This is a genomic window from Novosphingobium sp. PhB165 (assembly GCF_004341845.1).
GTDB lineage: Bacteria > Pseudomonadota > Alphaproteobacteria > Sphingomonadales > Sphingomonadaceae > Novosphingobium.
Map to the genome: position 1 here is coordinate 445,611 of NZ_SLVB01000005.1, position 14,361 is coordinate 459,971.

Annotated in this window: 12 protein-coding genes; all 12 read left to right on the top strand. The window is 65.6% G+C overall.

The window, feature by feature from the left end; translation table 11 throughout:
- Complete coding sequence (locus EDF56_RS16530; RefSeq protein ID WP_132389354.1) at positions 1-1,200, top strand: putative peptidoglycan glycosyltransferase FtsW; 1,200 nt, start codon at positions 1-3, stop codon at positions 1,198-1,200.
- Positions 1,197-2,381 carry an undecaprenyldiphospho-muramoylpentapeptide beta-N-acetylglucosaminyltransferase gene (gene murG, locus EDF56_RS16535; RefSeq protein ID WP_132389356.1) on the top strand — a complete coding sequence of 395 codons (1,185 nt, stop codon included), beginning with the start codon at positions 1,197-1,199 and terminating at the stop codon, positions 2,379-2,381. The genes EDF56_RS16530 and murG overlap by 4 nt, the downstream gene beginning before the upstream one ends.
- A complete protein-coding gene (gene murC / locus EDF56_RS16540; RefSeq protein WP_132389358.1) occupies positions 2,378-3,799 on the top strand; it encodes a UDP-N-acetylmuramate--L-alanine ligase in 1,422 nt (473 codons plus the stop codon). The genes murG and murC overlap by 4 nt, the downstream gene beginning before the upstream one ends.
- Positions 3,800-3,911: 112 nt before the next feature.
- Entirely contained in the window at positions 3,912-4,805 is an 894-nt protein-coding gene (murB, locus tag EDF56_RS16545) for a UDP-N-acetylmuramate dehydrogenase (RefSeq protein WP_243652644.1), read from the top strand.
- Entirely contained in the window at positions 4,802-5,320 is a 519-nt protein-coding gene (locus EDF56_RS16550; RefSeq protein WP_243652645.1) for a DUF4262 domain-containing protein, read from the top strand. Before murB ends, EDF56_RS16550 begins: the two co-directional genes overlap by 4 nt.
- Positions 5,320-6,282: a D-alanine--D-alanine ligase gene (locus EDF56_RS16555; protein ID WP_132389364.1), complete on the top strand. Its 963-nt coding sequence runs from the start codon at positions 5,320-5,322 to the stop codon at positions 6,280-6,282. The genes EDF56_RS16550 and EDF56_RS16555 overlap by 1 nt, the downstream gene beginning before the upstream one ends.
- Entirely contained in the window at positions 6,279-7,280 is a 1,002-nt protein-coding gene (locus tag EDF56_RS16560) for a cell division protein FtsQ/DivIB (protein ID WP_132389366.1), read from the top strand. Before EDF56_RS16555 ends, EDF56_RS16560 begins: the two co-directional genes overlap by 4 nt.
- Positions 7,280-8,560 carry a cell division protein FtsA gene (ftsA, locus tag EDF56_RS16565; RefSeq protein ID WP_132389368.1) on the top strand — a complete coding sequence of 427 codons (1,281 nt, stop codon included), beginning with the start codon at positions 7,280-7,282 and terminating at the stop codon, positions 8,558-8,560. The genes EDF56_RS16560 and ftsA overlap by 1 nt, the downstream gene beginning before the upstream one ends.
- A gap of 160 nt (positions 8,561-8,720) precedes the next feature.
- A complete protein-coding gene (ftsZ, locus tag EDF56_RS16570; protein WP_132389370.1) occupies positions 8,721-10,316 on the top strand; it encodes a cell division protein FtsZ in 1,596 nt (531 codons plus the stop codon).
- 270 nt (positions 10,317-10,586) lie between these two features.
- The gene (locus EDF56_RS26635) at positions 10,587-12,653 is read left to right on the top strand and encodes an SPOR domain-containing protein (RefSeq protein ID WP_132389612.1); all 2,067 of its coding nucleotides are present in this window, start codon (positions 10,587-10,589) and stop codon (positions 12,651-12,653) included.
- A gap of 189 nt (positions 12,654-12,842) precedes the next feature.
- Positions 12,843-13,361 (top strand): YbjN domain-containing protein, encoded by a 519-nt coding sequence (locus tag EDF56_RS16580; RefSeq protein ID WP_132389372.1) that lies wholly within the window; start codon positions 12,843-12,845, stop codon positions 13,359-13,361.
- 137 nt (positions 13,362-13,498) lie between these two features.
- Entirely contained in the window at positions 13,499-14,308 is an 810-nt protein-coding gene (locus EDF56_RS16585; protein ID WP_132389374.1) for a pyrroline-5-carboxylate reductase, read from the top strand.
- Positions 14,309-14,361 lie beyond the last annotated feature (53 nt).

Below are 14,361 nucleotides of genomic sequence, written 5' to 3' on the forward strand. Positions count from 1 at the left end.
ATGGCAACCATCGCGCCCGGGGCTGCTCCCGCCAATACCCGCTACAACCGCAACCGTCGCGGCCAGTTTGCGATCTGGTGGCAGGAGATCGACCGTACCGTTCTCGCGCTCGTGCTGATCCTGATGGGGATCGGCGCGGTGGCGGTTGCGGCGGGGTCCCCGGCCAGCGCGCGGCGCCTTTCGACGACGCAGGAACACTTGCCGTCGCTCTACTTCTTCTGGCTCCACTTGCGCTGGCAGTTCGTGGGGCTCTGCGCGATGTTCTGGGCTTCTAGCCTCTCGAAAGACAGCGCGCGGCGACTTGGCATCCTGATTGCCGGGCTCATGCTGTTCGGGCTGCTGCTGGTGCCGGTGGTGGGGTCCGAAGTGAACGGCGCCAAGCGCTGGCTGCACTTCGGCATCTCTATCCAGCCCTCGCAGTTCCTCGGCACCGGCTTTCCGATCCTGCTCGCATGGATCCTTTCGTGGCGCGCGCGCGATCCGAACATTCCGGTCGTGGCCATCTGCTTCTGCCTGATGGGCCTGCTGGGCGCGCTGCTGATGGCGCAGCCGGACTTCGGCTCGACCATGCTGTTTTCGGGCACGTTCTTCGTGATGATTCTGCTGGCGGGTATCCCGCTCAAGCGCATCGGCATGTTTTTCGGGATCGGCATCGTCGGCATCGTCGTGATGTATTTCACGTACGCCAACGGCCGGAACCGCATCGATTCGTTCCTCTCGGGCGGCAATGCCTTCGATCAGGTGGACCTTGCCCAGCGTACACTGCTGAACGGTGGCTGGTTCGGGCAGGGCTTCTGGATGGGCATCCGCAAGATGGCGCTGCCCGAGGCGCACACCGACTATATCTTCTCGGTCATCGGCGAGGAATTCGGCCTGATCGCCTGCATGGTGATCGTGTGCCTCTACCTGACGTTACTGGTGCGGGTAATGCTGCGACTGGTGGATGAGGAAGACCTTTTCACCGTGCTCGCCGCCGCCGGTATCGCTTCCCAGTTCGGCGGGCAGGCGTTCATCAATATCCTCGTCAACCTGCAACTCTTCCCCTCGAAGGGCATGACCCTGCCGCTGATCAGCTACGGTGGCTCGTCGACTGTCGCGATGTGCTTGACGGTCGGGCTTCTGCTGGCAATCACGCGGCGCAATCCCTTCATCAAGCGCGAGGGCTTCTCGCTGCGCGCCATCGGAGACATTCCTTCATGAGTCTGGTCAGCCGCCACTACGTTCTCGCCGCGGGCGGGACGGGCGGACACCTCATCCCCGCCTTCGCGCTCGCTGCCGAGCTGGAGCGCCGGGGCCATCACGTCGCGCTCATCACCGATGAGCGCGGCGCCGCGATTCCGGGCAAGCCCGATTACCTGACCGCACATGTGCTGCCGCAGGGCCGTATCGCGGGGAAGAACCCGCTGAACTGGCTCAAGGGCCTGCTCGGTATCCTCGAAGGCAAGCGCATGGCGCTGCGCCTGTTCGAAAGCTTCCAGCCGACCGCCGTGATCGGTTTCGGCGGCTATCCCGCACTGCCGACGATGCTGGCCGCGCGCTCGGCCCGCATTCCGACGATCCTGCATGAGCAGAACTCGGTGCTGGGGCGCGTAAACCGCTACTTTGCAGGCAAAGTGGATGCCATCGCCACGGCTTTCGAGCAGGTGGACCGGCTCGATCCCAAGCTGGCCACCAAGGTCACGCTGGTCGGCAATCCGGTCCGTGACGAGGTCCTTGCGCTGCGTGACAAGCCGTTCCCCGAATTCGGCGAGGACAGCCTGCTGCGCATTCTCGTCACCGGCGGCAGCCAGGGCGCGCGCGTGCTTTCCGAAGTGGTGCCCGATGGCCTTGCCATGCTGCCCCCGGCACTGCGCTCGCGCCTCCAAGTGATCCAGCAGTGCCGCGCCGAGGACATCGAAGCCGTCCGCGCGCGTTACGCCGGCCACGGCATCCCGGCTGAACTGGCGACTTATTTCGAGGACATGGCCGAGCGTTTGGCTGGCGCGCACTTGTTCATCGGCCGCTCCGGCGCCTCGACGATTGCCGAGCTGACCGACGTGGGCCGCCCGGCGATCCTGATCCCGCTGCCCATCGCTACGGACGACCATCAGGCTGCCAACACGCGCGAGATCGTGGCCGCCGGTGGCGCCCGCGCGATCCGTCAGGAAAGCTTCACCGCGACTACGCTGGCCAAGCAGATTCAGGCCATGGCGCTTCATCCGGAAACGCTGGCCAATGCCGCGCATGCCTCATGGAACTGCGGTTATCCCAATGCCGCCAGCGACCTCGCCGATCTTGTAGAAAGCTTCGGCGCCAGCCCGATCATGGACGTAATTCGAATGGACAAGACCGTGCCCGCCAAGGGCGGCGAAGCCCTCGCGCGCAAGGGGACTGCCGCATGAAGGGCGTCGGCACCGACATTGGCACGATCCACTTCGTCGGCATTGGCGGCATCGGCATGTCCGGCATTGCCGAAGTGATGCACAACCTTGGCTACGCGGTGCAGGGCTCCGACATTGCCGAAGGTTACGTGGTCGAAGGCCTGCGCAAGCGCGGCATCAAGGTCTCGATCGGCCACGCGGCGGAGAACGTCGAAGGCGCGGCCGTGGTCGTCACTTCGACCGCCGTGAAGCGTGAGAATCCGGAAGTCGTCTACGCGCTCGAACACCGCATCCCCGTGGTGCGGCGCGCCGAGATGCTGGCGGAACTGATGCGCCTGAAGAACACCGTTGCGGTGGCCGGCACCCACGGGAAGACCACCACCACTTCGATGGTGGCTGCGCTTCTCGATGCAGGCGGGGTCGATCCCACCGTCATCAACGGCGGCATCATCAATGCCTACGGGTCCAACGCCCGCCTTGGCGAGAGCGACTGGATGGTCGTGGAAGCCGACGAAAGCGACGGCTCGTTCCTGCGCCTCGACGGCACCATCGCCGTCGTTACCAACATCGATCCCGAGCATCTCGATCACTACGGCTCGTTCGACAAGGTGAAGGACTCCTTCGTCGAATTCATCGAGAACGTGCCGTTCTACGGCTGCGCGCTGCTCTGCATCGATCACCCCGAAGTGCAGGCGGTGATCCCCAAGGTGCGTGACCGCCGCGTGGTGACTTACGGCTTCTCCGCACAGGCGGACATTCGCGGTGAGAACGTGACGCCGGTTCCGGGCGGGAACCGTTTCGACGTGGCGCTGCGCCAGCGCGACGGCTCGTTCCGCCGGATCGAGGGCATCGAACTGCCGATGCCGGGCCGCCACAACGTCCAGAACGCACTTGCCGCCATCGGCGTCGCGGTGGAGATGGGCTGCTCGGATGCCTGCATCCAGACCGGCTTCTCCAAGTTCGGCGGCGTGAAGCGCCGCTTCACTAAAGTCGGCGAGATCGCAGTCGACGGCGGTGCCGTCACCGTGATCGACGATTACGGCCATCACCCGGTCGAGATCCGCGCCGTGCTCGCTGCTGCGCGCGAGGGCGTGAAGGGCCGCGTCATCGCCGTGGTGCAGCCGCATCGGTTCACCCGTCTGCGCGATCACATGGAAGACTTCGAAGGCGCGTTCAACGATGCCGACGTGGTCTATGCAGCCCCGGTCTACGCAGCGGGCGAACAGCCGATCGAAGGCGTCGATTCCGATCACATGGTCTCCGGCATGAAGGCGCGCGGGCACCGTTCCGCGCAAGTCATCGCCGGGCCGGATGCGCTGGCGGATGTGCTGGCGACGTCGATCCAGCCGGGTGACATGGTCGTCTGCCTTGGTGCGGGCGATATCACCAAGTGGGCGGCTGGTCTGGCCGATGCCGTGGTCAAGCGGAGGGCTGCGTGATCGGCCACCTCGCGCCTCGCCCATGTGCTTCGACAAGCTCAGCACGAGCGGCATTTCATGGTCTTCTGGTAACCCACTCCGCTCATCCTGAGCCTGTCGAAGGATGATGGACGTGGCGCAACCGCTCCTTCCTGAAACGCGGGGCAAGCTGACGGCAGACGCGCCGCTGGCCCCGCTCGTCTGGTTCAAGTCCGGCGGCGCGGCCGAGTGGCTGTTCGAGCCGAAGGATCTGGCCGACCTGCAGGCGTTCCTGCGTGAACTCGATCCCGCCGTTCCGGTCATGGCGCTGGGCCTTGGCTCCAACATGATCGTGCGCGACGGCGGCGTTCCCGGCGTCGTGATCCGCCTCGGCAAGCCTTTCGCCAAAGTGGCGAAAGTGGACGACGTGACGCTGGAATGCGGCGGCGGCGCCAGCGGCATCCTCGTCTCCTCGACCGCGCGCGACAGCGGCATTGCCGGCGTCGAATTCCTGCGCTCCATTCCCGGCACTGTCGGCGGCTTCGTGCGGATGAACGGCGGCGCCTATGGCGGTGAGGTCAAGGACGTGCTGGTCGATTGCGATGTCGTCCTGCGTTCCGGCGAACTGGTCACGCTGGTCAATGCCGACCTTGGCTACACCTACCGCCATTCGGAACTGCCCGAGGGCGCGGTGGTCGTTTCCGCCCGCTTCAAGGGCCAGCCCGGCGAGCCAGAGGCGATCCAGGCCGAAATGGACCGCATTTCCGCCAGCCGCGAGGCCAGCCAGCCGCTGCGCAGCAAGACCGGCGGATCGACCTTCAAGAACCCCGAAGGCCACAAGGCCTGGGCTCTGGTGGACGAAGCCGGTTGCCGCGGCCTGACCATCGGCGGCGCGCAAGTGAGCGAGAAGCACACCAACTTCCTGCTCAACGTGGCCGACGCCACCAGTAGTGATATCGAGGCCCTGGGCGAGGAAGTGCGCCGCCGGGTCAAGGAAAAGTCGGGCGTCACGCTCGAATGGGAAATCCAGCGGGTGGGCCGGCCGTGAATGGGTTTTTCGGAAAATTTCCGGGCGGAAAGCGCGAACTTGACCTGCAGGAGCAAGCGGTTCTCGATAATGTGCGCGACCATGGTTGCCAGTCGCAATTCGTGTTTGATCCTGATGGTGAAGCGCCTGATTTTACGTATTCGATCGGCTTCCCGGTGTCGGTCGGTCAGCCAGAGGTCATCGTATATGGCCTTCGGCGTGATCTGATGCACTCTATGGTCAACGAGATGCGTCGGCAATGTGCCGATGGTCTTGTGCTTGGCGACGGGGTCGCTGTCAGCGGGTTGCTGGAAAGTTTCGAATGCGTCCTGCGCCATGTGACGGATCCTGTGGCGATCAAGGAGCATCTCGGTTGGGCCATCTGGTATCACCGCAGCCAGCATGGCGAAGCCGTTAAAGAAGCATATCAGATCGTTTGGCCCGGCGCGCAGCAAGGCCTTTTCCCATGGGATGATGGCTGCGACGATTACGTTATCTCCCAACAACCTGCTCTTTACCAAACGAGTATTCATTGATGTCCCTTCCCAAACTCCACGTCGCAGTCCTGATGGGCGGTTGGTCGAACGAGCGGCCGGTCTCGCTGATGAGCGGCGAGGGCGTGGCCAAGGCGCTCGAGTCCAAGGGCTACAAGGTCACCCGCATCGACATGGACCGCGATGTCGCGCTGCGCCTTGCGGAAGCGAAGCCGGATGTCGTGTTCAACGCGCTCCACGGCGCGCCGGGCGAGGACGGCACGGTGCAGGGCATGATGGACCTGATGGGCCTCACCTACACCCATTCGGGCCTCGCCACGTCGGTGATCGCTATCGACAAGGAACTGACCAAGCAGGCGCTGGTCCCGCACGGCATCCCGATGCCCGGCGGCCGCATCGTCGAGAGCGCCGAGATTTTCGAGCGCGATCCGCTGCCGCGTCCCTATGTGCTGAAGCCGGTAAACGAAGGTTCGTCGGTCGGCGTCGCCATCGTCACGGCAGAGGGGAATTACGGCAATCCCATCGGCCGCGACAGTGAGGGCCCCTGGCAACACTTCGACCGCCTGCTGGCCGAGCCCTATATTCGCGGCCTTGAACTGACCACCGCGGTGATCGGCGACCGCGCGCTGCTGGTGACCGAACTGAGGCCCAAGTCGGGCTTCTACGACTTCGATTCCAAGTACACCGACGGTATGACCCAGCACATCTGCCCGGCCGAGATCCCTGACGAGATCACGGCGGCGTGCAAGGATCTGGCCCTGCGCGCGCACCAGTTGCTGGGCTGCAAGGGTACCAGTCGCTCGGATTTCCGCTGGGATGACACGCAGGGCGTCGAAGGGCTGTTCCTGCTGGAAGTGAACACCCAGCCGGGCATGACCCCGCTCAGCCTCGTGCCTGAACAGGCCCGCGCCTGCGGCATGGAATATCCCGATCTGGTCGAAGAGATCATCGCTGAAGCGCTCGAAGACGCGCGCGCCCGCAAGGCGGCCAAGGAGGGCGGATGAGCCAGACGATCCGGCGCAAGCCGAAGAGCGCAAGGAAAGTCGCCGCCCGTCAGGGCACCAAGGCCAAGGTCCGCAAGGCCAAGGCGACCACGGGATCGACGCTCGACGCAGCGATGTCGTGGCTGCCTTTCACTGAAGAGCAGCTTCACAAGATCTTCCTCATCGCCATCCTTGGCGGTGCGGTGGGGCTTGCCGCTGTCGTTGCCAATGCGGCGGGGGTGCCGATGCTGGCGGCCGACCAGTTCGCGCACGTTTCCGCCAATGCGGGCTTCGAGGTGAAGCGCGTGGAAGTGCGCGGTGTGAAGCATCTCAATGAGCTGAAGGTCTACGAAAAGGCACTGGCCGAACGCAACCGGGCGATGACCGAAGTTGATCTCGACGCGCTGCGCGGGGAATTGCTGGGCCTGTCATGGGTCAAGGACGCGCGCGTCTCGCGCCAGTTGCCCGATACGCTGGTGATCGACATCGTCGAGCGCGAGGCCCACGCGGTGTTGCGCAAGGACGACCAGTACGTGCTGATCGACGAGACCGGGCACGAACTGGAGCAGGTCAGCCGCAAGGATACCGGCGGCAAGCTGATCGTCTCGGGCCCCGGCGCGGGCGAGCAGGTGACGGAGCTTGCGAAGCTGCTGGAGGCGGCTCCCGCGCTCCAGCCCGGCGTGCAGGAGGCCGAGTGGATCGGCAATCGCCGCTGGAACCTGACATTCCGCACCGGGCAAGTGCTCGCGCTGCCCGAAGGCGACAAGGAAGCGGCGGGCGCGCTCGTCACTTTCGCGCGGCTTGACGGCACCAACCGCCTGCTGGGCGGCAAAGTCATGGCCTTCGACATGCGTGCGCCGGACCGCATCTATATGCGTGTGCCCGATGGCGAGGGGCAGCAAATCGCCGCAAGCGCCGGTGCCGTCCCCCACACCGGAGATCAGGCCACGGGTGCCGTGCCCCCAAGTGCCCAGAGCAGCCCGAAAACCGAAATCCCGGCCGTAGCGGAGGAGCAGTGATGGCAGGCCCCCGGATCACCCGCGTATTCGGCGCGGTCAATATCGGCTCCTTCCGCATTTCCGCGATTGTCGCGGGCATGTCCGAGATGGGCGACATGATCGTGCTCGGTTCCGGCCACCGCGCCAGCCAGGGCATCAAGCGCGGCTACGTCACCGATATTGCCGCCGCGACGTATGCGGTGCGCGACGCCATCGACCGCGCCGAGAAGATGGCCGACACCAGTGTCTCGAAAGTCTGGATCGGCTGTTCGGGGGCAGGGCTCGCCAGCCGGATCGACCAGTTCGATGCCGAAATCGGCGGCCGCCGCATCGAGCAGGAGGATATCGACCAGCTGCTCGTTTCCGCGCGCGAGGTGATTCAGCCGGACGGGCGCATGGTGCTGCACGCGCAGCCTGCGCAGTACCGCCTCGATGGCGCGCACGGCGTTGGCAATCCCAAGGGGCTCCATGCCGAGCGTCTGGGCGTGGACATCCACATCATGCTGGCCGACGGCGCGCCGATCCGCAATCTGACCGAGGCAGTGCAGAGCGCGCACCTTGAGGTTGAGGCCGTTGTCGGTTCGCCGATCGCGGCGGGCTATGCCTGCCTCTCGCCCGAGGAACGCGATCTGGGAGTCGCGCTCGTCGAATTCGGTGCGGAAGTGACCAATGTGGCGGTCTATTCGCACGGGCTGCTGATCGACATGATCTCGATCCCGATGGGATCCGCCGATATCACCGACGCGATCGCTTCGGCTTTCGGCATCCGCCGCTTCCAGGCCGAACGCCTGAAATGCGTGAACGGATCGGCCATCGCGAGCCCGCACGACCACCGCGAGATGATCCCGGTCAACGCGCCGGGCGAGGAACATGCCGGCCCGATCGCCCGCCATGCGGACGACAAGAACCGTATTCCGCGCGCCGAACTGATCGGCGTCATCACCGGTCAACTCGGTGTGCTGATGGAAGAAGTCAACAAGGCGCTCAAGGTGATGCGCTTCAATGCGCAGCGCGGCAAGCAGGTGGTCTTCACCGGCGGCGGCGCGGAACTTGTGGGGCTGGCCGATTATGCGCAGGCGGCGCTGGGCAAGCCGGTGCGGGTGGGCAGTGTGCCGCACCTGACCGGATTGGCGGAAGCCCATGTAAAACCGGGCTTTTCCACGCTTGCCGGGCTGGTGCTCTACGCCGGTGCGGACCCGGTGGACATCCGCAGTTTCGGAAAGAACCGCCAGCAGACAATAAGTTATTCCGGTCTGGGCGTGGTGAATCGCGTCTATAGAGCGCTGAGGGAATACTTCTGACCCGTTGTCACCAGACCGTGGCCAGTCCGGCACGATTGGCCGCAATCGGCGGCTTCTGCTGTGGACAAAGGGTCGTCAAGCTTTGCCTCGATGAAACGAAGCGTGCAATCAGGCTAGTCAAGGTAAATGTCTTCGCGCACGGGCCTGCCAGGAGATCGAAATGAGCATCAACATCGGACCGCCGGCTATCGAGGAGCTTCGTCCGCGCATTGTCGTCATCGGTGTCGGTGGCGCGGGCGGGAACGCTATCGCCAACATGATTCAGGCGCAGATAGAGGGCGTCGACTTCGTCGTCGCCAATACTGACGCGCAGGCGCTCAATAATTCGATCGCCGAAACCCGTATACAGCTTGGGCCGGACATCACGCAGGGCCTCGGTGCCGGTGCGCGTCCGGAAGTGGGCCGTGCGGCGGCGGAGGAAACCCTGCCTGACATCGAGCGTCTGCTCGATGGCGTGCACATGGTCTTCATCGCGGCCGGGATGGGCGGCGGCACCGGCACCGGCGCCGCGCCGATCATCGCGCAGGCCGCGCGCGCCAAGGGCGTGCTGACCGTGGGCGTGGTCTCCAAGCCGTTCATGTTCGAAGGCACGCGCCGCATGCGCTCTGCCGACGCCGGTATCGAAGAGCTGCAAAAGCACGTCGATACGCTGATCGTCATTCCGAACCAGAACCTGTTCCTGGTCGCCAAGGCGGAAACCACTTTCAAGGAAGCGTTCGAGCTTGCCGACGAAGTGCTCCAGCAGGGCGTACGCTCGATCACCGACCTGATGATCATGCCGGGCCTCATCAACCTCGACTTTGCGGACGTCCGCTCGGTCATGGGCGAAATGGGCAAGGCGATGATGGGCACGGGCGAGGGCGAAGGCCCGAACCGCGCACTCGAAGCGGCCGAACGCGCCATAGCGAACCCGCTGCTCGATGGCGTGTCGATGCAGGGCGCCAAGGGCGTGATCATCTCGATCATCGGCGGCGACGACATGAAGCTGCTCGAAGTCGACGAAGCCGCGAACCACATTCGCGAACTGGTTGATCCCGATGCGAACATCATCTGGGGCTCGGCGTTCAACCCTGACCTTCAGGGCAAGATCCGCGTTTCGGTGGTCGCCACCGGTATAGAGCAAAGCGCCGAACAGGCCGAGATCGCCTCGCGTCCGATGTCGCTGGGCGCCAGCCGTGGTCTGGTCCGCCCGATGGTTTCGCGTCCGGCTCCGATGGAAGCTGCGGCACCCGTGCGTCCGGCCATCCAGACGCCTTCGGCCTATACGCCGGCTGCGGCTCCGCTGAACCTGTCAACGCCGGCGCCGGCGCCGGCACCGGCACCTGCTCCCGAACCCGAAGAGTTTGACGGCCTGGAACTGGGCGCTGGCGAGGAACTGGGTGAGGTTCACGGCGAAGTCGCCGCGGACGGTTACGCCAGCCTCTCGGGCTTCAACGGCCAGCGCGCTGCGCCGCTTGACCTTTCGGGCGGAATCGAAGTGCCCGCGCCCACGGTGCCGCAGGATGAGCTTCTGCTCGACGGCGGACAGTCGGTGCCCGCTTCGCCGCTGCGTCAGCGTCGTCCGGCGGCCGAGGCTGCTCCGGCGCCTGCCCCGGTTTCGGCGCCCGCACGTCCGACCGGTGGCGGCAGCACGCTGTTCGAGCGTATGACCAGCCTTTCGCGTCCCAAGGCGGCGGCAGCAGAGCCTTCGGCCGACGACGAAGATTCGGCATCGATCTCGATCCCGCGCTTCCTCGGACGCCAGAACAACCAGTAATCGACATTGATGCGGGGCGGGCGGCTTTTGAGCCGTCCGCCCCGTTGTCGTTTCTTGTATCGTCGTTTCTGGCGGACCGGTTCCTTACGTGTTAGCGCGAGGTTCAGGTAACGGGCGGCATAGGCCCGCCCCGGAAGAGATCAACCGGCGCGCGGCGGCCCAGGGCCCCGCTCTGTCGCAGCAAAGGTATCGCGAAACTTGCGGGTGAGGCAGAAGCCATCGGGCAGGGTGTGGTCCGGCAAGAACGTCCGCGCGGCGCTTGCTTTTCCAATGCTTGCGCCGATCGCGCTGGTCTTGCCGCAGGCGGCATCTGCGCAGAGCGCGCCGGTGGTGGCGCGGCCGGTGGTTCAGGCCATTCCCGGCGCCGAATCGCAGCGCCTCAGTGCCGCGCTTGCCCGTCTCGGTCGCAATCCGCGTGATGCGGCGGCGCTGATGGAGGCGGCCGATGCCGCCAGAGCCCTCAACGACTTCGATGCGGCCATCGGTTTCTATCGCCGTGCCGACGAAATCACGCCCGGAAATGCGCGCGTCAAGGCGGGGCTGGCCGCCTCGCTGGCCATGAACGGAGACCCGGTTTCCGCCATTCCGCTGTTTGCGGAGGCCGAAAAGGCCGGGGCGGCCCCGTCGCAGATCGCGGCGGATCGCGGCCTCGCTTACGATCTTGTCGGCGCCAATGCGACCGCACAGCACTATTACGCCACAGCGCTCGGCAGCGCTGCGGACGAAGAAGTGCGCATGCGGCTGGCGATCAGTCAGGCGATCGCCGGCGATAATGCGTCGGCGCAGACCACGCTGATGCCGCTGCTCCAGAAGCAGGACAAACCGGGCTGGCGCACGCGCGCCTTCGCGCTGGCCATTGCCGGTGAGACGCAGCAAGCGGTTGATGTGTCCAATTCGATTCTGCCGCCGCAATTGGCGCAGAGCATAGCACCCTATTTGCGGTACATGCCGCGCCTCACCCGCGCGCAGCAGGCCTCGGCGGCGAATCTCGGCAAGTTCCCGCGTGCGTCCGAGATCGGCCACGACGATCCCCGTATCTCTGCGTATGCGGTGCAACTCGCGGCCACCGAGGCGGCGATGGCGCCGCGCACGGCTCTGGCGGCGAACCAGACCGCCTCGACCCGGGCGAGCAGTCGGAGCGGGCGCAAGGCTGCTACTCCGCTGGCGGCTGCGCGCACTGCTTTGACGCCCGGTGCCTCACCGGTCGGCCCCGTTCCGCCGTCGACAACGCCCGCGCGTGTCGGGCTCTCATCCTCGACGACTCCACCCCGCACGTCGCCTCCGGTGCACACTGTGCCGGATTCCGCGCGGGTCGCTCCGCCCGAGCCCATGCCGACGATCGAGCGCGATGCTTCGGGTGAATTGCTGCCGGTGACGCCGGGCAGAGCCGCTGCGGCTTCTCCGGCGCCGGCTGCCCTCGCGCCATCGCGTGCGCCATTGAGCCCGGCGCCCGTGCGCACGGCGCCGCCTCCGCCAGTCTCCTCCGTTCCTGCGGTGAACAAGACCCCGACGCCGGGCTTCGACCTTGCGCGCGGGCAGGGGGCGTCGGCCCCGGTCTCTGCCGCTCCGGTGCCCACACCCACGCCTACGCCCACAAAGCTCGCCGGCAGCGAATCGCCGCCGGAGCCGAATGCGCACCAGCTCTCGCTGACCGAAATCTTTGCCGACCTTGGCAAGCCGACGATGCAGGACACGCCTGCCGACGGCGCGGTCGACATCCGGCAGATCAAACCGACCCAACCGGAGCCGATTCCCGCGCCCAAGGTCCCGGCAAAGCCCGAGACCAAACCGGACGCGAAGCCTGAGGCAAAGGCAACGGGTAAGCCGGACGCCAAGGCCGAGGCAAAGCCCGATGCCAAGGCAACCGACAAGCCCGACGCCAAAGCGGACACGAAGCCGGGAGCCAAGGGCGACACGAAAGCCGGCGCCAAGGGCGATACAAAGCCCGGAGCCAAGGGCGATACGAAGGCAGGCGCCAAAGCCGATGCGAAGCCCGGAACGAAGGGCGATGCGAAAGGCGATACGCCGGCCAAGGGCAAGAAGCCCGCGGCGCCAACGCATCCCAGCCGTATGTGGGTGCAGATCGGTGTTGGCCGCAACAAGGATGCGATCGCCTTCGACTGGCGGCGCAACCTCAAGCAGGCTCCGTCGTTGTTCAAGGGGCATGAGCCTTATGTGACCGACATGGGGCGGACCAACCGCGTGTTGATCGGTCCGTTCGAGACGCAGAAGGCTGCCAATGCCTTCTTGGCCGAGGCGAAGAAGCAGGGCTTTGCCGATGCACTGCCTTGGACCAGCCCGGCGGGGCAGGTCGTGGATCCGCTTCAGGCCAAGTAGCCGCCGATCAGCGTGCCCTGTGGACAAACCTCGGGGTGTGCTGGCGAATGCTCTGGTCTCTTGCGCGAAAGGCCTTATCCACACGCTGTTAACAGCCTAGTGCAGTTTTGCGCAGGCGATCGCATTCACTGGATTGTGCAGCAGGGGCAAGGCGAAGCATCCAAGCGGCCAAGCGTTGCGGAGGTCGGAATGTCGGAGATCATGAGAACGGTTCAGGACGATATCGACCGCGAAGAGGACAGCGCTCCCGTGGAGATGCTGGCAGCCCTTTTCGAGGCGCGTGACTGGCCCTTCGAGCTTGCCAGCGAGGACGAGATTTCCGGTGAGGTGAAGGGCGCCTGGGCGACCTATCAGTTCCAGGCGATCTGGCGCCCCGAGGACAGGGTGTTGCAGTTGCTCTGTCTGCCCGACGTGCGCATCTCCGACGCCAAGCGCGCCGCGATGTACGAAGCGCTGGCGCTCATCAACGAACAGCTCTGGGTTGGGCATTTCGATGTCTGGTCGAACGGCGGGGTGGTTCTCTATCGTCACGGCCTGATGCTGGGCGAGGATGGCCTCCTCGGGCCCGGTCAGGCCCAGACCGTCGTCGAGGCCGCGATCGAGGAATGCGACCGCTTCTACCCGGTGTTCCAGTTCATCCTCTGGGGTGACAAGACGCCCGCCGAGGCACTGGCCGCTGCCATGATCGACGCTGCGGGCGAGGCCTGAGCGTATTTACGGGGCGGGCGGCCGGTCTGGTCCGGCCCGCTTCCGTGTGCTTGGGTCTTGGCACGCATCCGGCGCTGTCCTAAGTGGCGCGCCTGTCGCAGGGGCGGCGATCCCGCGCCAAGATCCAAGGAAATGATATGGACCGCTTTCAGAACATTCTGCTCGTCGGCTGCGGCAATATGGCCGGCGCCATGCTCGAAGGCTGGCTGAAGAGCGGTATCCCCGCGTCCCGCTTCACGGTGGTGGACCCCAATCGCGCCGAAGTGCCTGAAGGCGTGACCCTGCTGAAGGATCTTCCGGCGGAAGGACGTTTCGATGCCGTCATGCTCGGCATCAAGCCGCAGGGGCTGGATGCCGCCGCCCCGGCCATCGCGCCGCTGGTGGGCGCCGAGACGGTGCTGTTCTCGATTCTCGCCGGTGTCGAATTCGACAGCCTTGCCGCGCGCTTCCCCGATGCCGGTGCGATCTTGCGCATCATGCCGAATCTCGCCGTGGCCATCGGCAAGGCGCCTGTCGCGCTCGATTCGCGCGGGCTTGACGAGATCGGCCGGGCGATGGTGACCACGCTGATGGCGCCGCTCGGCACGCCGGAGTGGCTCGATGACGAAAGCCAGTTCAGCGCCGTCACCGCGCTGACCGGCTGCGGACCGGCATTCGTCTACCGCTTCATCGATGCGCTGGCCTCGGGCGGCGTGGCGCTGGGCATCGAAGCCTCCCAGGCCCGGCGCCTTGCCGTGGCCATGGTAGAGGGTGCCGCGCAACTGGCGGCCTCTTCGCCGTTTTCGCCGGGCGAACTGGCCGACAAGGTGGCAAGCCCCGGCGGTTCGACCCGCGCGGGCCTCAACGTGCTTGATGCCGATGCTGCCATGATGAAGCTGATCGCGGCCACCATGCAGGCCTCCAACGACCGCAATGCCGAGATGGCCGCCGAAGCCCGTCAGGGATAAGGCGGCCTTCGATCGGGCCGGAAACAGGGCTGATGCAGACCATGAAATTCGGA

Coding starts and splice junctions, on each gene's coding strand:
- EDF56_RS16560 (WP_132389366.1), top strand. CDS start 6,279: ATGAGCCAGACGATCCGGCGCAAGCCGAAGAGCGCAAGGAAAGTCGCC.
- EDF56_RS16555 (WP_132389364.1), top strand. CDS start 5,320: ATGTCCCTTCCCAAACTCCACGTCGCAGTCCTGATGGGCGGTTGGTCG.
- murC (WP_132389358.1), top strand. CDS start 2,378: ATGAAGGGCGTCGGCACCGACATTGGCACGATCCACTTCGTCGGCATT.
- EDF56_RS26635 (WP_132389612.1), top strand. CDS start 10,587: ATGCTTGCGCCGATCGCGCTGGTCTTGCCGCAGGCGGCATCTGCGCAG.
- EDF56_RS16580 (WP_132389372.1), top strand. CDS start 12,843: ATGTCGGAGATCATGAGAACGGTTCAGGACGATATCGACCGCGAAGAG.
- EDF56_RS16585 (WP_132389374.1), top strand. CDS start 13,499: ATGGACCGCTTTCAGAACATTCTGCTCGTCGGCTGCGGCAATATGGCC.
- murG (WP_132389356.1), top strand. CDS start 1,197: ATGAGTCTGGTCAGCCGCCACTACGTTCTCGCCGCGGGCGGGACGGGC.
- EDF56_RS16530 (WP_132389354.1), top strand. CDS start 1: ATGGCAACCATCGCGCCCGGGGCTGCTCCCGCCAATACCCGCTACAAC.
- ftsA (WP_132389368.1), top strand. CDS start 7,280: ATGGCAGGCCCCCGGATCACCCGCGTATTCGGCGCGGTCAATATCGGC.
- ftsZ (WP_132389370.1), top strand. CDS start 8,721: ATGAGCATCAACATCGGACCGCCGGCTATCGAGGAGCTTCGTCCGCGC.